This window comes from Planomonospora corallina (genome assembly GCF_042650625.1).
In the GTDB taxonomy this organism is placed as follows: Bacteria; Actinomycetota; Actinomycetes; order Streptosporangiales; family Streptosporangiaceae; genus Planomonospora_B; species Planomonospora_B corallina.
The window spans coordinates 40,701-60,200 of the sequence record NZ_JBHSBM010000024.1 but is presented as its reverse complement, the minus strand read 5'-3'; the positions used below and the strand labels follow the sequence as shown (position 1 = coordinate 60,200).

General features: G+C 73.6%; 13 protein-coding genes. 6 read left to right on the top strand and 7 right to left on the bottom strand.

All coding sequences use genetic code 11. The features are described from left to right. Positions 1 to 503: 503 nt before the first annotated feature. The gene (locus ACFOWE_RS21290; protein ID WP_377290474.1) at positions 504 to 1,874 is read right to left on the bottom strand and encodes a hypothetical protein; all 1,371 of its coding nucleotides are present in this window, start codon (positions 1,872 to 1,874) and stop codon (positions 504 to 506) included. A gap of 354 nt (positions 1,875 to 2,228) precedes the next feature. On the opposite strand from ACFOWE_RS21290, the gene ACFOWE_RS21285 reads away from it, so the two are divergent. Together ACFOWE_RS21285 and ACFOWE_RS21280 are read left to right on the top strand one after the other, a co-directional pair. After that, positions 2,229 to 2,840, top strand: a complete 612-nt coding sequence (locus ACFOWE_RS21285; protein ID WP_377290473.1) for a hypothetical protein — start codon at positions 2,229 to 2,231, stop codon at positions 2,838 to 2,840. Next, complete coding sequence (locus ACFOWE_RS21280) at positions 2,840 to 3,061, top strand: helix-turn-helix domain-containing protein (protein WP_377290471.1); 222 nt, start codon at positions 2,840 to 2,842, stop codon at positions 3,059 to 3,061. Before ACFOWE_RS21285 ends, ACFOWE_RS21280 begins: the two co-directional genes overlap by 1 nt. Positions 3,062 to 3,205: 144 nt before the next feature. Here ACFOWE_RS21280 and ACFOWE_RS21275 read toward each other — a convergent pair whose 3' ends face one another. The 4 genes from ACFOWE_RS21275 to ACFOWE_RS21260 are packed head-to-tail and all read right to left on the bottom strand — an operon-like array spanning position 3,206 to position 11,454. Continuing rightward, complete coding sequence (locus ACFOWE_RS21275; RefSeq protein WP_377290469.1) at positions 3,206 to 4,465, bottom strand: glycosyltransferase; 1,260 nt, start codon at positions 4,463 to 4,465, stop codon at positions 3,206 to 3,208. Positions 4,466 to 4,514: 49 nt separating this feature from the next. Beyond that, positions 4,515 to 5,990, bottom strand: a complete 1,476-nt coding sequence (locus ACFOWE_RS21270; protein ID WP_377290467.1) for an MFS transporter — start codon at positions 5,988 to 5,990, stop codon at positions 4,515 to 4,517. Then, positions 5,987 to 9,667, bottom strand: coding sequence for an MMPL family transporter (locus ACFOWE_RS21265; RefSeq protein WP_377290465.1), 3,681 nt, complete (start codon positions 9,665 to 9,667; stop codon positions 5,987 to 5,989). The genes ACFOWE_RS21270 and ACFOWE_RS21265 overlap by 4 nt, the downstream gene beginning before the upstream one ends. Beyond that, entirely contained in the window at positions 9,667 to 11,454 is a 1,788-nt protein-coding gene (locus ACFOWE_RS21260) for a fatty acyl-AMP ligase (protein ID WP_377290463.1), read from the bottom strand. The genes ACFOWE_RS21265 and ACFOWE_RS21260 overlap by 1 nt, the downstream gene beginning before the upstream one ends. 207 nt (positions 11,455 to 11,661) lie before the next feature. Here ACFOWE_RS21260 and ACFOWE_RS21255 point away from each other — a divergent pair, with 207 nt between their 5' ends. Beyond that, positions 11,662 to 12,291: an IclR family transcriptional regulator gene (locus tag ACFOWE_RS21255; protein ID WP_377290461.1), complete on the top strand. Its 630-nt coding sequence runs from the start codon at positions 11,662 to 11,664 to the stop codon at positions 12,289 to 12,291. A gap of 350 nt (positions 12,292 to 12,641) precedes the next feature. After that, positions 12,642 to 13,955, top strand: a complete 1,314-nt coding sequence (locus ACFOWE_RS21250; RefSeq protein ID WP_377290459.1) for a protein kinase domain-containing protein — start codon at positions 12,642 to 12,644, stop codon at positions 13,953 to 13,955. A gap of 179 nt (positions 13,956 to 14,134) precedes the next feature. Here the strand turns inward: ACFOWE_RS21250 and ACFOWE_RS21245 are convergent, their stop codons facing one another. Continuing rightward, complete coding sequence (locus ACFOWE_RS21245) at positions 14,135 to 15,040, bottom strand: ribosomal RNA small subunit methyltransferase A (protein WP_377290764.1); 906 nt, start codon at positions 15,038 to 15,040, stop codon at positions 14,135 to 14,137. Between the two features lie 437 nt (positions 15,041 to 15,477). Between ACFOWE_RS21245 and ACFOWE_RS21240 the strand changes: the two genes are divergently transcribed. Beyond that, positions 15,478 to 16,722: an ATP-binding protein gene (locus ACFOWE_RS21240; protein ID WP_377290457.1), complete on the top strand. Its 1,245-nt coding sequence runs from the start codon at positions 15,478 to 15,480 to the stop codon at positions 16,720 to 16,722. A 191-nt stretch (positions 16,723 to 16,913) separates the two neighbouring features. Next, complete coding sequence (locus tag ACFOWE_RS21235) at positions 16,914 to 17,636, top strand: hypothetical protein (RefSeq protein WP_377290455.1); 723 nt, start codon at positions 16,914 to 16,916, stop codon at positions 17,634 to 17,636. A 44-nt stretch (positions 17,637 to 17,680) separates the two neighbouring features. On the opposite strand, the gene ACFOWE_RS21230 is transcribed toward ACFOWE_RS21235, so the two are convergent. Then, positions 17,681 to 19,327 carry a diguanylate cyclase gene (locus ACFOWE_RS21230; RefSeq protein WP_377290453.1) on the bottom strand — a complete coding sequence of 549 codons (1,647 nt, stop codon included), beginning with the start codon at positions 19,325 to 19,327 and terminating at the stop codon, positions 17,681 to 17,683. Positions 19,328 to 19,500: the final 173 nt, after the last annotated feature.

Below are 19,500 nucleotides of genomic sequence, written 5' to 3'. Positions count from 1 at the left end.
CTGCGGCGCGCACGGCCTGGGATCATCTTCCGGCGGAGGGAACCCGCCGACAAGGACCCGCCAGGCCCGCGCCGGTCGGCGGAACGCGGCGGGGCGCGGTTCCCGCCCTCCGGCGGGCGGCCATCTCCCACGCCGCGTTCAACAGCTCCGCGACGGTGGTCGCCCTCGTCGGTGACGCGCAGGCGTCTTACAACCCGGCGATCGCCGGTATCACCGGCGTGGTCGGCTGGCTGGTCCTCACCGGCGCGGCGGCGGTGCTCCTGCGCCGGTGGCCGGTGGCCGGCGCCACCAAGACGGACCTCGGCGCCCCCGACCCGCTGCGGTTCCAGACGCCGCCCGCGCCGCTCTCCGCGACGGGGTGGGCCCGGTCGCGAGGAGCGGCGCGGGCGGCTCGCGCTTCCGCGCCGATCAGAGCGCGGCCCCGGGAACGGGCGTGCTCAGGACGTGCTGAGGGCGCGCTCAGGGCACGCTCAGGGCACGCTCAGGGCGTGGTCAGGGCGTGGTCAGGGCGTGGTCAGGTAGACCTGGCCGAAGACTCCGGTGATCCTCCTCAGGTCGGCGGCCGGGTCCGTCTCGGGCGTCGCCGGGTCGTAGACCGCGGCCATCCGGCGCTGGAGCGGGCCGAGCCTCTCCAGCGTGTCCCAGGCGGTCAGCCGCTTGACTCCGCCCTGGCCGTCCTGCAGCCGCGTCCAGAGGTTGACCTGCTGGGCGGCGCCGTCCTTCAGCGGTGCGGAGACCCGCTCGGCGACCTCCTCGGCGGTGACGTCACCCACCAGCCCGGTCTCCTCGGCGGCGATCCGGGTCAGCACGTCCCAGGCGCGGGCGCGGACCTGGATCGACTGGTTGCGCTGGGCGGCCCCCGCGTCGATCCCCCAGGCCGTGTAGCCGCCGCGCAGCAGGCCGCCGTCCAGGGTGAGCTGGTCGAGACCGGCGGCGGTCAGGTAGGCCTCGATCCGCTCGGGAGCGAGCAGCGGGTACCGCTTGGCCATCTCCGTCTTGCACGCCTCCACGGCGCCGCAGGCGAACTCCGGCACGACCGTGTGCACGCCGAGCTGCTTGCCGGGAGCCGCCCGGCGCAACGCGGCGGAGGCGGCGGTGACGAAGGCCGAGACCTCCTCGTGGGTGGCGAACGCCGTGTCGTAGCCGAGCCGGGCGGAGAAGCGGATCCCGGCGACCTCCGGCCGCGCGGCCAGCGCGCCGATCCGCTTGACCGCGGCGGTGAACGCCGCCTCGCCCGCCTTCCAGTCGTCGGCCAGCTCGGTGTCGAGCCAGACGCGCAGGCCGGCGCCCTTCGCCGCGGTGACGGCCTGGCCCACGGGGGTCCGCGCGGCCGCCGCGACCTCCTCCGCGGTCACCGGCCCGGTCACGGCCGCGGCGGCCGGCGTGGGCTGCGCGGCCGGGGTGGGCGGGGTGGCCGCCGCCGGCCGCGTGCCGCTGCCCGTCTCGGGGCCGTTCGTACCGTTCCCGCCCTCGTGGTGCCCGCCGACCGCGCACTCCTGGCCGGCCTCGCACTCAGGCGCGCCGCCGTCCTCGGCGCCCTCCGGGAGCGGGGAGTTCTCGTCGCCGTCGGCTCCGCCGTCCTGCGGTTCCGGGCAGGAGGTGCCGGGCGCCGAGCAGTCGATGAACAGCCCGGGGTACGGCTCCGCCGCCCTGAGGTTGGCGCTGTCGTCCGCCCCCCAGAACCGGGCGATGTCCACCGCCTCCTCGGGGGTGGCGAGCCAGAAGCACTGGACGTAGGCCGGGGCGTCCGCCGCGAACTCCTCCCGGCAGCTACGGGGCTCGTCCTGCGCGTGGGCCGCCGCCGCGGGGGCCACGGCACCGATCAGCGCGAGCATCGAACCGGCGGCCACGGCCCGCCGCAGAGTGAGTCGCATGTCGTGGAACTCCCCGGGATAGCCGGACAGAACGATCTCTTCGCACCCTACCTAGATCGATCCTGACCAAACAGATGTTGTCAGGAAACCGTGACAACACACCCGTATCCGTCTGGCCTCCACCGTCTCCGCCCGATCCCCGACCATCGATCCCCGGGCTTCACGTGCCCCCTGCCCGCCCATCGATCCCCGCGCTTCGCCCGGACCCGCGCGTCCCCGGACCCCTCGGCCTCCTGCTCTCCACCCGCCCCTGACCTTCGCCTCCGCTCCGGCACAGGTGGCGGACCGGGGCTTCCCCCTTCCGTTCTTATCGTTTACCGTTTTATCGATAGTCGATATAGAGGAGAGACCGTCATGGCGAAACCTCCCTCGAGCATCCAGACCCTGGAAGGCATCATGTGGCTGGGTGCGGCCGCCTCCGTGCTCGGCCTCGCGCTGGGCCTCCACCGTGTCTTCAGCAGTCCCGGCATCGACTCCCGCCACGTCGGCGTCGGCTACCAGGCCGTCTCCGGGGCCGGGCAGGGGCAGTCCGTGCCGACCGGCCCGCCCGGCACGCCCCACCTGCTCCCCTCCTCCTTCGACCGCACCCTGGTCATCAGCGATCCCGACCTGTCGCAGCGCTTCCTGCTCGCGCTGCCCGACTTGCTGCTCACGGTGGCGCTGGGCGCCATCGCCGTGCTCCTGCTGCTCATGCTCCGCAGCTTCCGGGAGGGCGAGCCCTTCGCCCCGCCGAACGCGTGGAGGCTCGCGGCGGTCGGCATCGCGCTCCTCGGGATCGCCTGCATCCCCCACGTGGAGGCGATCTCCCTGAAGGCGCTGGTCTCCGGAAGCCCGCTGGAGGACATGGGCGTCCACAGCGGCGAGGACTTCGACTGGGCTCTCGTCACCGGATTCGCCGTCCTCGCCCTGGCCGAGTTCTTCCGCCAGGGCAGCAGACTGCGCGCGGACACCGAAGGGCTGGTCTGATGCCGCCCGAGGAGGAGCACCGCATCACCGTCCACCTCGACAAGCTGCTGGCCGACCGCGGGATGACCCTGACCGAGCTGGCCGAACGGGTGGGCGTGACGGTGGTGAACCTGTCGGTCCTGAAGAACGGCCGGGCCCGGGCCATCCGTTTCTCCACGCTCAGCGCGATCTGCCGCGAACTCGGCTGCCGGCCCGGTGACCTGCTGGACTACGAGCTTTGAAGACCACCCGGAGCCTGGCGGCGCGCGGAGCACCGATCGCCTCCGGGTCCGTCCAAACTCCGGGGCCCTCCGAACTCCTGAGCCGCTCAGGCCCGGCCCCGGGACCGCTCAAGGTGACCCGCTCAGGTCCGGCGCCGGAACCGCTCAGGCCCCCAGGATGTCGCAGGTCCGGGCCACCCCGTCCTCCGCGCGCAACCGCTCCCCCAGCCGGGCCGCGGCCTTGCGCATCCCCGCGTCCCGCAGTGCCGCCGCCACCCGCCCGGCCAGCGCGCCCACGGTGAGCCGCCGCACCGGCAGCGGCGCGGGCCCGGCCCCCAGCAGCGCCACCCGGGCGCCCCAGAACGGCTGGTCGGAGAAGAACGGGCAGACCACCGAGGGCACCCCGGCCCGCAGCCCGGCCGCGGTCGTCCCGGCGCCCCCGTGGTGCACCACGGCCGCCATCCGGGGGAACAGCCACCCGTGGTCCGCCTCGCCGACCACGAACATGTCATCCGCCCCGCCGGCCGTACGCGCGCCATCCGCCCCGCCGGCCGTGTGCCCGCCGTACGGCAGGCCCTGGAGCACCCCGCGCGCCCCGGCCGCCCGCAGCGCCGCCACCACCGTCTCCGCCGTCGCGGCCGGGTCGGCGGGGGCCATGCTGCCGAAGCCCACGTACACCGGAGGCGGCCCCGCCTCCAGGAACGCCTCCAGCCCGGGCGGCGGGCTCCAGTCGCGCTCGGCGAACCAGTAACCGGTCAGGTGGACGTTGGCGGGCCAGTCGGCCGGGCGGTCGACGACCGCGCAGCTCACCCCGCACAGCACCGGCACCCGGTCGGTCCTCGCCCGCCGGAACGGGTCGCCCCGCATCGGTTCGAGCCCGAGGACCCTCCCGCGCAACCGGTCGACCATCCGGCCGAGCAGCACCCTGCTCAGCCCCTCGACGAGCGCGTAACTGGCCCGGTTGCCCCAGGGGCCCAGCGTGCGGAGCGGGACCAGCGGATTCGGGAAGTGCCGGGTCGGCTCACCCGGCTGGAAGTGCAGCAGCGCGTACGGCATGCCGTACCGCTCGGACAGGTGCTGCCCGAACCAGCCGAGCGCCGGGGCGAGCACCAGGTCGGCGTGGGCGCAGGCGGCGTCCACCTCGGCGGCGAGCCGCTCGGCGAGCGGTTCCACGACCCGGCGGAAGCCACGGACGAACCCGGCGGGCCCGCTCCGCAGCCACGCCTGCCCCTCCTCGGACTCCACGATCCGCTGCGGGTCCACGCTGAGCGGGCTCATGCCCAGCCCGGCCTCCCCGACCAGAGCGCCGTACCGCCCGGCCGCGACCACCGTCACCCGGTGCCCGCGCGCGGCCAGCCCCGCCCCGAGCGCCACGCACGGCTGGGTGTCGCCCCGCGAGCCGAACGCCAGGATCGCGACCCTCACCCGGGCCTCCGTTCCGTGCGGGAGCGGGCCGGCCCCGGCGGGCGGGGCGTCACCGGAGCGTCACCAGGCTGACGGCGGCACCGGCGGCGACGAGCGCGGCGGCGACGAGCAGGCCGACCGAGTAGCCCGCGGTGAAGCTCGCCGCGCCGTTGACGATCACGCCGATGACCGCGATGCCGAACAGCCCCGACATCTCCCGGGCGACGCTGAACACGCCGCCCGCGACACCCGCCCGCTCCTTGGGCACGGCCCCCAGCACGGCCGAGCCGAGCGGCATGGTCAGCGCCGAGCCGATCCCGATCACGCACACGGCGGGCAGCAGCTCGGCCCAGCCGTCCCCCGGCCGCAGGAACGCCACCGCGACCATGCCGCCCGCCACCAGGACCAGTCCCAGCGCGACCGTGCGGGCCGCACCGATCCGGCGCTCGACGGACGGCACCAGCGGCGTGACCACGGCGACGAGCAGCGCCAGCGGAACGAAGGCGAGTCCCGAGGCGGTGGGGCTGAAGCCCAGCGCCCCCTGCAGGAACAGCGCGGTGAAGAAGAACACCCCGTTGACGCCGAGTCCCCAGAGCACCTGGGCGATCACCCCGCCGGTGAAGGCCCGCTCCCGGAACAGCGCCAGGTCGACCATCGGGTCCCGGCCCAGCCGCTCCACGGTGGCGAAGACCACGGCCGCGACCGCGCTCACCGCGAGGGACGCCACGATCACCGGTGAGGTCCAGCCCAGCTCGGCGGCGAAGGTGAGGCCGAACGTGCCCGCCGAGAGCACGACGACCGAGGCCGCGACCCCCGGCACGTCCACCCGGGCGGCGGCCCCGTCGCGCGACTCCGGTACGGCGAGCGCCGCGAGCGCGACGCAGAGGACGCCGAGGGGCACGTTGATCAGGAAGATCCAGTTCCAGTCCGCGTACTCGGTGAGGAGACCGCCGACGACCGGGCCGAGCGCGAGCGCGCCCGCGCCCGAGGCCATCCAGACGGCGACGCCCGCCGAACGCTCCCGGCCTCCGCCCGCGACCGCGACCACGGCCAGCATCGCGGGCAGGACCAGCGCGGCACCGCAGCCCTGGACGAGACGGGCCGCGACGAGCACGCCGGCCGAGGTGGCCATCCCCGCGGCGAGGGAGGCCGCGGTGAAGATCGCGAGCCCGATGACGAGGATCCGGCGGCGGCCGTAGACGTCGGCCAGCCGGCCGCCCGCGAGCATCAGCCCGGAGAAGGTGAGGACGTAGCCGGTGACGACCCATTCGAGCGTCGCCAGGGAGGCGTTCAGCTCGACCTGGAGGGTGGGCAGGGCGACCGTGACGACCGTGTTGTCCAGTGTCGTCACGAATCCCGCGAGGCCGATGACCAAGAGCAGCAGCCCGTACCGGCCGCTCCCGGCGGGTCCGGCGCTCCCGGCGCTCCCGGCGGGTCCAGGGCTCTCGGCGGGAGGCACGGTCCCGGCGGGTCCGGGAGGACCGGCGGGAGGCACGGTCCCTGCCGTTGCGGCGAGCCCGGCGGGATGCGGGACGGGCTCGCTCATTCGTCCACCTCCACCCATGTCCAGCCCGACCCGTCCGGATCAGGCCGCACCACCCGTGTCACCCGCCGCCCCATGGGCATCCAGCCGCTCCGTTCCCTTGTCCACGTCTGCTCCTCCTGTGGCGCCCGCCGTCCGGACGCGGCCCGGTGCACGGTCTCGGGAACAGACTCGGCAACGGACTCGGGAACAGGCCACGCCCCGTTTCCCGGCCCGGACGTTGGCGCTGACGGCGTCCCGTTCCCCGGCCCGGACGTTGGCGCTGACGGCGTCCCGTTCCCCGGCCCGGACGTTGGCACCGGCGGCGTCCCGTTCCCCGGCCCGGACCGTGGCACCGGCGGCGGCCCGTACGGCGTCGGCGGTGGTCCGGACGGCGCGGGCCGCGGTGCGGGGGCCTCCGTCCCGCCGCCCGGTTCCGGTACGGGCCGCGGGCGGCCGGTGATCGGCACGATCGGCCTGCTGTCCTGCCGCCGCACCGGTGGTTCCAGCCGGTCGATGAGGTGAGGGCTGATGGCCGGAGCGCTCCGTGCGGGAGGCGCCGGCTCCGGGCGGACGGGGGATCCGGACTCCGGGCGGACGGGGGGCCCGGACTCCGGACGGGTGGAAGGCGCCGGCCCCGTAGGAGGCGTCGGCTCCGGCATCGCGGAGGGAACCGGCGGCCGCCCTCCCGGGCCGGTGGGAGGCGTCGGCCGTGCCTGCGGGCCGGGTCGCGGCGGCACGAACGGCGTGACGGTCTCCGGCACCGGCCGGGAAGCCGGAGGGCGCCCCGGGGAGTGCGAGATGGGTCCCGCCATGGGTCCCACCGCGTCCTCGACGGTCAGGAGCGGCTGCGGCGGCGAGGGGGCCGTCCCCTCGTCCGCCCAGTGCCAGCCGGGGCCGTCCGGGTTGGGCTTGACGACCTTCCTCTGCCATTCCACCGGCGTCCCCTCCCCCGGTCGCACCGGGGCGCCCTCCCGCGCCGCGGAAGCGGGTGCGGATGCGGATGCAGGTGTGGACACGGGCGCGGATGCGGATGCAGGTGTGGACACGGGCGCGGATGCGGATGCGGATGTGGACACGGGCGCGGGCGTGATCCGGGACGGCCCGGGCCCGGCCGCGGACCCCGCACGGGACGCGGCGGCGGGCTCGGCCCGGAACCCTGCCACGGGCTCGACGACCGGGGCCCCTGTGACGGGAGATCCTGTGACGGGCGGCCTGGCGACGGGAGCCTCCGCGGGGGGCTCCGTGACCGCCGGGGGCTCGCGCACCGCCTGGAGGGTCACCGGGGGCGCGGTCCGGCGGCCCGGCGGCGGGGCGATCGCCCGGCGCCAGGCCGGCACCTCCCGGTGCCGGGCGGCCAGGGCCCGGCGGGGGACCGCGGCCGGTCCGGTGGCCGGCCCGTCCTCGCGCTCCACCGTCACGTAGGTGGGCATCGGCCTGTACGCACCGTGCGCGCCGTACGCATCGGCCGTGTCGTGCTCGCGGAACTCGATCCGCCGGTGCAGTCCCCGCAGGAAACCAGGGATCCACCAGTTCGCGTCGCCCATCAGCCGCATCGTCGCGGGCACCAGCAGCGCCCGCACCAGGGTCGCGTCCACCACGATGGCCACGAACATGCCGACGCCGAGCATCTTCACGAGCGTGATGCCCGCGGTGGAGAAGGCCCCGATGACCACGAGCAGCAGCAGCGCGGCGCTGGTGATCAGCCCGCCGGTCTTCTCCAGGCCGACCGCCACGGCCCTGGAGTTGTCCCCGGTCCGCAGCCACTCCGCCCGCACCCGGCTGAGCAGGAACAGCTCGTAGTCCATCGAGAGCCCGAACACCACCGCCAGGATCAGCACGGTGATCGTCGCCTCGATGGTCCCGGTCGGGGTGAAGCCGAGGACGTCCGCCAGGTGCCCGTCCTGGAAGGCCCAGACGATCACGCCGAAGGACGCGCCGAGCGACATGACGTTCATCAGGATCGCCTTGACCGGCAGCAGCACCGACCCGAACGCGGCGAACAGCAGCAGGCCCGTCATCAGGCAGACGACGAGCGCGGTCCACGGCAGCGTCTCCGCCAGGCTGGCCTGGAGGTCGAGCTGGGCGGCCGTGGCCCCGCCGACGACCACGTCCCGGAAGTCCGGTTCGGGGGCCATGGCCCGGATCCGCTCCACCAGGGCGCGGGCCTCGTCCGACATGGGGTCCCCGTCGTGGCGGACCGCCAGCCGTACCGCGCCGCCGGCCTGGGAGACGCCCGTGACGTCGACCCCGGTGACGTGGTCGAGCTCCGCGAGCCGGTCGGCGAAGACCTTCACGTCCAGCGGGCCGACCTCGGTGACCGGGATGGGCCCGGAGTTGCCCACCCCGACCGGGCCGGGACGGCCGCCCACCTCCGAGGGGAGCGCCCCGGGCACGGCCGCCGTCATGGGCCCGACCAGGTCGCGCTCGACGAGCACGGTGACCTCGATGGGCGACATGGCGTTGCGGGCGAAGTCCCGGTCGATCCGCTCGGCGACCTGGCGGCTCTCGAACTGCGCGGGCAGCACCCGGTGGTCCACGCTGCCGAAGCGCACGTGCAGGAACGGCGCGGCCAGCGCGAACAGCACCACGCCGACCCCGACCAGGTAGAGGACGGGGCGCCGCATCACGCTGGAGGCGAGCGTGTGCCAGGTCCCGCCGTGCCGGCCGCCGAAGCGCGGCATCACGTTGAGCGCGTCGACCTTCCGCCCGAGCACGGCCAGGAGCGCGGGCAGCACCACCAGCGCGGCCGCCATCGCGACGAGCACCACCGCCGCCGCGCCCAGCCCGATCGAGCGCAGGAACATCTGCGGGAACAGCAGCAGCCCGCACAGGGCGGTGGCCACGGTCAGGCCGGAGAAGGCGACGGTCCGCCCGGCCGTCGCGAGGGTCCGCACCACGGCCGCGTCCACGGCCGCCCCCCGGTGGATCTCCTCCCGGAAGGCGCTGAGCACGAAGAGCGAGTAGTCGATGGCCAGGCCGAGGCCGAGCATCGTGACGACGTTCAGCGAGAAGACCGAGACGTCGGTGACCTCGGTGAGCAGCCGGAGCAGCGCGAGCGCGCCGATCACGGAGAGCACGCCGACGACGAGCGGGAGCCCGGCGGCCACCAGGCTGCCGAAGACCAGGACGAGCAGGACGAGCAGGACCGGCATGGAGATCAGTTCGGCCTGCTGCAGGTCGGCGGCGGTCTGCGTGTTGAGGTCCACCAGGAGCGGGACCGCGCCGCCGATGCGGACGGCGTAGCCGGCGGGGGCCTGCCTGAGCTCTCCCCTGATCTCCGTGTAGCGGCGCTGCTTGTCCTGTTCGTCGCCGCGCAGGCTCACCATCGCGTAGGTGGAGTGCCCGTCGGTGGAGACGAGTTCCTTGGCGCCGGTCTCCCAGTAGGTGGTCACCTCGGCGACGTGCTCGGCGGGCAGCGCGTCCAGCGCGGCCCGCACGTCCCGCTCGAACCGGTCGTCGGCCGCCTCGAGCCGCGGGTTCGTGTAGAGGATGACCACGTCGGGCGCGCTGCCGCCGAACCACTCCTGGCTCCAGCGGGCGGCCGCGGTCGACTCCGCGTCCGGGTCCTCGAACCCGCCGTCCACCATCCGGCCGAACAGGCTCAGCCCGAAGAGCCCGGCCAGGACCGCGAAGACCACGGCGAGCGCCAGGATGGACCAGCGCCCGCGGTAGACGATCCGCCCCAGCGACTCGAACATCAGGCGCCGGCGTCCCCGGAGCTGGACCCGGCGCCGGTGAAGGCGCCCTCCAGGTAGGCCCGGGCGCAGGCGCGGCGGGCGATCTTCCCGCTCGACGTGCGCGGCACGGCTCCCGCCTCCACCAGCACGAACTCGTGCAGTCGCAGCTCGTGGTGGCGCGCGACCGCGGCCCGGGCGTTCGCGGCGATCTCCGCCGGGTCCCGCCCCTCCGCCCTGCGCGACCGCTCGGCGACCACCACCAGCCGCTCGGTCTCCTCGCCCGGCACCGCGAACGCCGCCACGCGGTCCCGGCGCACGGCGGGGTCGGCCTCCTGGACGGTGGCCTCCACATCCTGTGGATAGTGGTTGCGCCCGTCGACGATGATCAGGTCCTTGATCCGCCCGGTGACGTAGAGCTCGCCCTCGTGGATCACGCCCAGGTCGCCGGTGCGCAGCCAGGTCCCGTCCTCGCCCGCCAGCACGCCGCCGAAGACCTCGGCGCTGTGCTCCTCGTTCCGCCAGTAGGCCCGCGCCACGTTCGGCCCCTGGATCCAGATCTCGCCGACCTCGCCGTCGGGCCTGGCCGTGCCGTCCTCGCCGACGATCCTGACGCGCTGCCCGGTCGGCACCCCGCAGGAGACCAGCTCGCCGGCCCCGCCCGGCCCGCCGGCCACCGCGCCGCCGTCCCGGTCCTCGGCCGCCGCGCCGTCCTGGCCCCCGTACGGCGCGGCGACCGGGACCGCCCGGCCGCCGGCCAGCGCCTGGCGGTCGAACGCCGTCGTGCGCGCGGGCAGGTCCCTGTCCATCGCGGTGACGAAGACCGTCGCCTCCGCCAGGCCGTACCCCGGGGTGTGCGCCTCCGGCCGGAGCCCGCAGGAGGCGAACGCCTGCGAGAAGTGGTCGATCGTGCTCGCCCGGAGCGGTTCGGCCCCGTTGAGCATGACCGAGACCCCGGACAGGTCGAGGGTGGCCTTCTCCTCCTCGGTGACGCGGCTCGCGGTGTACTCGTAGGCGAAGTTGGGGCCGCCGGTGAACACGTCGTCGAACTCGCTGAGCATGCGCAGCCACCGGACCGGATGCATGACGAACGCCACCGGGTCCATGAAGACCGCCTGGTTGCCGCCGACGATCGGCGCGGCGAGGGTCGCGATCAGGCCCATGTCGTGGAAGAGCGGCAGCCAGAGCGCCGCCGTCGAGGTCCGGGGCGTGGCGCGGAAGGCCGTCCAGAGCTGCTCGGCGTTGGCGGTGACGTTGCCGTGGGTGATCTCGACACCGGCGGGGGCGCGGGTGGAGCCCGAGGTGTACTGCAGGTAGGCCAGGTCGCCGCTCTGGATCGGCTCCGGCTCCCACTCGTCGGCGAGCAGGTCGGAGACCGTGTCCACGGTGACGATCCGCTTGGGGCGGGGCGCGGAGCCGGCGTCGATGAACGTCCGGACGGAGTCCAGCGCGGGCGTCGTGGTGAGCACGCAGACCGGGTCGGCGTCGGCGTAGGCGCGGACCAGCCGGTCGGCGTGGCCGGGCAGGTCGGGGGCGAACAGCGGCACCGCGATCACCCGGGCGTACAGCGCCCCGAGCATCGCGACCACGTACTCCAGCCCCTGCGGCGCCAGGATCGCCGCCCGTTCCCCGGGCTGCGCGATCTCGCGCAGCCGTACGGCCAGCGCTCTGGCCTTCAGGTCCACCCCGGACCAGGAGAGCGTGTGCCGGATCCCGTCGTGGTCGGCCGAGTAGTCCAGGAAGGTGTACGCCGGGGCGTCCGGGATCTCACTCGCCCACCGTGCGACACGGGCGATCAGCGGCTCACTCATCGAAGGTCCCCTCGCCGAAGTGCAGGGATCTGCAAGCTACGGCAGACATCGCGCGCAATTCTTGCCAAACCACCGCACATTCCAGGGCCCCGCTTGTTACCGGCATGACAACCGGACATCCCCGCCCCGGCGGCGGACCCGCCGTAGGGATCAAGGCCCGCCCACCCCGATAATCGAGGACATGTCTCCTATCCGGCGGGCGGGCTGATGGCCGAGTCCTCGCAGACCCTGGAACGCGGCCTGCGCCTGCTCCGCCTGCTCGCCGGCGAGCTGAGGGGGCGCACCCCGACCGAGATCGCGGCCGAGCTGGAGCTGAGCCGCCCCGCGGTCTACCGCCTGCTGACCAGCCTGCAGCGGGAGGGCTTCGTCCGCCGCGACGGCGACGGCCGCGTCCACCTGGGCTTCGGCGTGCTCGTCCTGGCGCGGGCCGTGCAGCCGCTGCTGCGCGAGGGCGCCCTGCCCACGCTGCGCAGGCTCGCCGAGGAGGTCGGCGCCACCGCCCACCTCACCGTGGCCGAGGGCGACGACGCCCTGGCGGTCGCGGTGGTCGAGCCGTCCTGGACGGACATGCACGTCGCCTACCGGGAGGGCTCCCGGCACCCCCTCGACCGGGGCGCGGCGGGCCGGGCCATCCTGGCGCTGCGCCGGGGCGAGACCGGCTACGTCGCCTCCGAGGGCCAGCTCCAGGAGGGCGCGCACGGGATCGCCGCCCCCGTCCCCGGCCTGCCCTGGCTGGAGGCCTCCGTGGGCGTGATCGCCTTCACCCCGTTCGACCCCGGGGCGGTCGGCCCCCGCGTCGTCACCGCCGCCACCGCCCTGGCACGTTCCCTGGTCTGATCCCGCTTCGCGCGGCCGTTCACGTCCCGGGCTCCGCGACCGGGAAGCGGGCCCGGTCCGTCCCCCGCGGACCTCAGCCGAGCGGTTCGACGAACTCCAGGCGGTTGCCGTGGCAGTCCTCGCTGTGGAATCGGCGCACGCCGGGGACGTCGTCGGCGAAGACGACCGGATGGTCAGCGTCGGTCAGGTGTCGGTCCCAGCCGTCGAGATCTCGAACGAGTAGAGGTCACAGCAGCGGATATCCGGATTGATGGCAATAACGGGAGTCTCCGCCGCTCGATATGACAAGCTGATCGGGTTTTCCCGCCGGTGTCCGATGCCGGCCGAACCCATGAAGGGCGGGCAGAGCAGTGGCCGACCCCATCCAACTGGGTGAGGCGGATCCCGAGCGCATAGGCGTCTACCGGCTGACCGGCGTACTGGGCACCGGCGGCCAGGGCACCGTCTATCTGGGCTACGACCCTTCCGGACGGAAAGTGGCGGTCAAGCTCCTCCATACCCATCTGGCCACCGATTCCGACGTCCGTAAGCGGTTCGACCGCGAGATCGAAGCCGCACTTCGGGTAGCACCCTTCTGTACCGCCCGAATGTTGGATGCCGGTCTCAGCGGTGGCCGACCCTACCTGGTCAGCGAGCACGTGCCCGGCCCATCACTGAAAACTCTGATCACCTCGGAGGGGCCCCTCACCGGGGATGAGCTGAAGCAGTTGTCGATCACCACGTTGAACGCGCTGCGAGCGATCCACGCCGTCGGGATCGTGCACTGCGACTTCAAACCCGCCAATGTGATCATGGGTCCGAAAAGGCCGGTGGTCATCGACTTCGGCATCGCCCGGCTCCTGGAGGCCACCTCGGGCACCTCGGCACTGATCGGAACGCCCGGCTACATGGCGCCCGAACGGATCAACAATGTCCCGGCTGGTCCAGCCTCCGACCTCTTCGCCTGGGCCGCCACCGTGGCTTACACGTCCACCGGCCGTGAGCCCTTCGCCCGAGCGCACCCCGCGGCGGTGATGCATGCGGTCCTCACCGGAGAGCCGGATATGGAAGGCGTCCCCGAGTCTCTGCGCGACCTGCTGACCGCGTGCCTGGCCAAGGACCCACAGCAGCGGCCAACGGTCGAGCAGGTGCTGGCGGCCCTGACCGGCCCCACTTCCACCACCGGCGCTCAGTCGTCCCCCCGGCCGTTCGAACACGACGACTCACAGCAGGACAGACACCATACTTCGCCGTCCGCCGCGCTGTCGGCATTCACGTCCGATGCGCTCACCCCCCCGCCGGTCCCCGACTCCCGCTTAAGGTTCGGACCAGGCGAGGCGGCAGGGAAGCGCTCGTCACGGCGGAAGCGGAGAGGACACAGCGTGTCGATCGCCGCGGCGGCGGTCGTGGTCGCCGTGGCCGCCTGGGCCGGCTGGCCCGGAGACGACCGGCCCGGAACGACACCACAGCCGAGCGACGCCAGCGATGTGCGGCCGACAGACAGCGACGAGGTGAATGCCCTATCAGAGAATCTGCTATCCGACCACACCGCCCAGGTCACCGCAGTGACGGTAGGACAGGTAGACGACCGGCCCGTAGCCGTCACCGGCAGCCTCGACGGCACAGTGCAGCTATGGGATCCGGCGGCTTCCTCGACAGTCCAACTAAAACCCAATGATCATTGAAGGTGGCCGTTCCGCTGGAGGACGACAGCTTCCCGGAGCGAGTGGGGGCGGCCTCACTCACCTCCTCGTCCCCACCTCCCCGGAAGCCGATCCTCCCGTGGCTCCGGCAGGCCGAGTCACCCGGTCCCGTCCGAACCCGACCTCGGCCGGGGCCGTGTGGTGCGGCCCCGGCCGTACGGTCACCCGTGCAGGTGCTCGTAGAGGACCCGCCAGCGGTCGGGGTGGACGTGGGCGACGACCGCGTCCGGATCGACGTCCGCGGTGGCGAAGGCCGCCTCGACCCGGTCCGCCGAGTACCTCAGCCGCAGGGTGGCGTACAGGGAGCCGCCCAGCCCGGTGAAGCCGTACTCGACGAAGTCCCGGTAACCGGGCAGGTCGGCTCCGGTCTCCCAGGGCTCGGCCCGCCCGGACAGCGCCACGCCGGGCACGGCCTTCCCAGGAAGCGCCTCGCCGGGCACGACCCGCCCGGACACCGCCTCGCCGGGCACGGCCCGCCCGGACACCGCCGTACGGCGCTCGATCCGCAGGATCGCGGAGTCGACCGCCGGGACGGGCCGGAACGCCTCGCGGCCGATGCGGCCGACCAGTTCCCAGCGGTACCAGGGCCAGGTCAGCACGGTCAGCATGCTCCAGCGGCCGAAGTCGCCGGTGCGCTTGCGCGCGTACTCCAGCTGGGTCACCAGGGTGGCCGAGGTGAGCGCGGGCGCCCGCAGGCACCAGTCGACGATCTTCGAGGTGATCGCGTACGGGATGTTCCCGGCCACCGCGAACGGCTCGCGCGGCGCGCGGGCGGCCAGGAAGTCCCCTCGGACGACGCGGACGCGCCCGTCGCCCGAGGTCCGGGCGGCCAGTTTCCCGGCGAGCAGCGGGTCGATCTCGTAGCCGACGACCTGGCCGCAGGTGCCGGCGAGCGCCCGGGTCAGCACGCCCTCCCCGGCGCCCGGCTCCAGGACCAGGTCATGACTGCCGGTGGCCGCCACGACCAGGGCGACGGCCTCGGGGTCGGCCAGGAAGTTCTGCGACAGGACGCGCCGGTCCCGGTCGCGGGCCGTACGGCCACCGGTACGGCCGCCGCCGTTACGGATCTTGCGCTGGGTGTGCGAGTGGTTTCCGTGTGCGAAGGACTGCGCCACAGTGATGCCCTTTCGGGGTCCGAGAGGAATGAGGTCTCGGCAGGCCCCGGGGCGCGCGCAGGAAGAAGCGGTCCGCCTCCCTACCGGCCCGGAGCCGGGCTGCGGCGGATGCGGACGGAGAAGATCGGCCCATGGCACGAAGTCGACATGCGGCCCACGCTAGGCATCGGTCCCACCCGCGCACAAACGGTTTTCCGTCCCTCGCCGCCTACGGCAGGAGACGTCCTCCTCCGGCGCGCCCCGACGGCGGAACGACCGTGCGCCCTTCGGCAGATCGCCCACCGACACCCCGGCAGATCGCCCGCAGATCTACGGAAGATCGGAAATCGATCATCGGCAGATTGCACATACAAGATCCGGCAGATTGCAGGTCTACATAGGATGGAGTGATGCGTAAAGCCGTCGACTACCGTCCCCGGAAAGCCTTCGACCTCGTCTCGGAGGCGCTCCTCGACACCCGTGTCGTCGTCGTCAACGGCGCCCGGCAGGTGGGGAAGAGCACGCTCGCGGAACGCGTCATCCGCGAGCATCCCAACGGCATCGCGAAGTTCCTGGACCACCCCCTGACACGCAGCTCCGCTGAAGATGATCCGATCCGGTTCATCGACCACGACGGGCTGATGCTCATCGACGAGGTTCAGCGCGTGCCCGACCTCTGGCTCGCCATCAAGCACCTGGTCGATCGGGATCCCCGCCCCGGGCGGTTCCTACTGACGGGATCCGCGCGGCTGCTCAGCCTGAGCAGCCTGCCGGACAGCCTCCCGGGAAGATCCGAGACGATCGAGCTCTGGCCGCTCTCCCAGGGGGAGATCGACGGCGAGCCGGACGGTTTCATCGACGCGGCGTTCACGCACGGCGCCGACATCCGCGCCGAACCACGCGATCTGCGCCGGAAGGACTATCTCGAACGGGTGATCCGGGGCGGCTTCCCCGAAGCGGTCACGCGGGAGACGTCCCGGCGTCGCCAGCGGTTCTTCCAGAGCTATGTCGACGACCTCGTCTCACGTGACGTCAAACAGGTGGCCGATATCCAGAAGGCCGCCGATATGCGGCGTTTGATCTCCCTGCTCGCCGCGCAGAACGGAGGGCTGCTCAACGTCAGCAGGATCGCCGGTGAGCTCGGTGTCTCCCGTCCGACCGTCCAGCGGTACGTGGAGATCCTGGAGACGGTCTACCTGCTCCGCCTCGTCCCCGCGTGGTCGGCCAACACCACCACCCGCGCGGTGGCGACGCCGAAGGTGACCTTCGTGGACACCGGGCTCGCCGCTCATCTCGCCGGGCCGCTGACCGACGTCTCCATCGGCGGGCTGATGGAGAACTTCGTCCTGGGTGAGATCACCCGACAGCTTTCCTGGTCCGACGCCTACGCGCGGATCCACCACTACCGCGACCGCGACCAGCACGAGGTCGACGGCGTCATCGAGGACAACGCCGGCCGGATCATCGGCATCGAGGTGAAGGCGGCGGAGACCGTGCGGTCCCATGATTTCAAGGGGTTGCGCCTGCTCCGGGACCGCCTCGGGTCGCGTTTCCTCGCGGGCTTCGTCCTGTACTGCGGCTCGCAGTCACTACCCTTCGGGGACGATCTCGCCTGTCTCCCCATCTCCGCCCTGTGGACCACGCCCCGCCCATAGCCTGTGGACCACGCCCCGCCCAGCTCGGCGAGCAGGGCCCGACCGCAACCGAGAAGCGGCCGTCGGACAACGTTCCTCAGTTGCTCTCAGCATCTGGCCGTGGACCCCGTACCCGGTGAGATCCGTCACGCGTACCGGAATCCGGATGATCGGAGCGACCTCGGCGAGCGCTGACCAAGTAGAAAGGGAGCATGACGCCGGAACGGGCGCGCACGCCGTGGCGGGCCGCGGGGCTCGCCGTGCGGGTCGTGCTGCTCGCGCTCCTGCTCTGGGGCGCGCTGGTCGCCGCGCTGAGCGCGTCCCCGGTGGAGCGCACCCTGGAGGAGTTCCGCGCCGCGGCCGGGGCCGGGTGGGTCACCCACGTCGCCTACCGGGAGCAGGACGGTGACGTCTTCCATCTGACGTGGGCGGAGGGGCCGCTGGCCTGGCGCGAGGTCCAGGGCCTGCCGGTGGGCGACGGCCCGGCGGTCTACCCGGTCGCGCAGCTCCGGCGCGATCTCGGCGAGGCCTGGCCCGTGCTCGTCGAGCCGGAGCGGGACCCGGACGGCAACCGCGTCTTCCCCGACTGGCCGTTCGACGTCCCCGAGGACAGTGCCGGCCGGTGGGTCGGCGCGGCGTGGGTGACCGCCTTCCTCGTCATGCTCGGCTCGACGCCCCGGCTGGGCAACCGGTGGGCGTGGTTCTGGCTGTTCACCGTCGGGCAGGTCGGCGCGCTCCTGTTCCTGCTGCTCGAACCCAGGCCGATCTGGTACGGCCCGGAGCGGGAGCCCACGGAGCCCACGGAGCCCACGGAGCCCACGCCGCGCAACCGGTGGGACGGCGGGACGGGCTGCCTGCTCTCGATCGGCCTCGCCCTCGCCGCCGTGGCCGCCTCGGTCACCCTCGGCCACCTGGCGGGCCTCCTCCTCGGCTGACGGCCGACCGGACGCTCAGGCCGCCGCACCTGTGGCGGCGATGCTCAGGCCGCCGCGCCTGCGGCGGGCCCCGCGGACGGCCCGGTGACGGGCCGCTCGGCGGGCGTCGCCATCGCCCGCTCGACCCGGTCGCGGCCGAGCCGCTTGGCCTCGTACAGCGCCGCGTCGGCCATCCGGAGCAGGTCCTCGGTGGTCCCGCCGGGGACGAGTTCGGCGACCCCGGCGCTGAAGGTGACCGCCAGCGGCCGGCCGGCCACGTCGATCACGCTCCGGCCCGACTGCTCGCGCAGCTCCTCGGCCCGCCGCCAGGCGGACTCCTCCGTCGCGCCCGGCATCAGCAGCACGAACTCCTCCCCGCCGTAGCGGGCGACCGTGTCGCCCTGCCGCACGGAGCCGGTGAGCAGCCGGGCGAGGTGGACGAGCACGGTGTCGCCGCCGCCGTGCCCGCAGGTGTCGTTGATCCGCTTGAAGTGGTCGACGTCGATGATCATCAAGCTGAGCGGCGTGCCCTCCGCCGCGGACCGGGCCGCCTCGCGCTCCAGCACCTCCGCCAGGTGGCGGCGGTTGTACAGCCCGGTCAGCGCGTCCCGGACCGCCTGCTCGGCCAGGTCCGCGCGGAGCGCCTCGATCGTGTCCAGCTGCTCGCGCAGCCGCCGGGCGGACTCCTCCGCCTCGCGCCGCCGCCGGTTGATCTCGGTGACGTTGCGGGCGACCAACGCCCAGCCGACGCACTCGCCGTGGCCGTCCCGGAGCGGGCTGATCCGGATCTGCACCTCGATGCCCAGGCCCAGCAGGTCCGTCACGGACTGCTCGGTGGCGGCGTCCTCCCGCAGATCCAGCTCGATGCCGTACTGGAACGCCTGCCCGAACACGTCCTCCGGGAGGCCGGGCATGATGCGGCGCATCTTGGCCTCGGCGGCCGGGTTGAAGTCGAGGATCCTCTGGTCCCGGTCGATCACGACGACCGCGTCGGTGATCGCGTTGAACACCTGCCGGTGCGGCACCTGGATCTGCCGCTGCGGCAGCGACCGCACCAGCAGCCCGTAGGCGATGAGCACCGTGACGCCGAGCCCGAGCGCTGTCAGCTCCATCGTGCGGACGGGCATCGACAGGCCCACGACGTTGGCCGCGATGGGCGGCGCGAAGGCGACCATCGTCCAGCGGTACAGCTCCCGCTGCCCGCGTGGCGCCAGCCGCCACGCCCGGACCACCAGCGCGGCGCTGACCGCGAGCAGGAGGTAGACGTAGGCGGCGCAGGCCCAGAAGAGCGGGCCCGGGACGAGGGCGGGCACGCCCTCCGCTCCCGGTGCGAGGCCGGTGTAGAGGAGGTGGTGCCGGGGGTTGCTCACCGCCAGGACGAGCTCCGCCGCGGGCTGGACCGCCAGCAGCAGCGCCGTCCGGCGGGAGAGCCGCCAGGAGCGGTCCGCCACGGTCATGCACAGGCAGAAGACGCCGGCCACCACGGTGGCCGACACCAGGTGCTCCGCGGACGCGACCGGCCACACGACGGACGGGCGGGGCACCAGGAGGTGGACCAGGCTGAGGAGGGACATCACGGCGACGCCCGCCGCCATGAAGGCGTTCACACCGGAGAGCGGGCTCCGCAGCCTCCCCCACCGCTGGACGGCCGCGAGCACGCCGGAGACGGCGCCCGAGAGCGCGAACGCCGCGACGAGCACAGCCGTCACCATGCCCTCACCGCCCTCACCGCTCTCATCGCCCTTGTCACCCTGATCGCCCTCATCGCCCTCATCGCCCTCATCGCCCTGATCGCCCTGATCGCCCTCACCACCGCCGCCGTGCCGTCACCATGCCGCCGCCGTGCCGCCGCCATGCCGCCGCCATGCCGCCGTCTCGCTTCCCT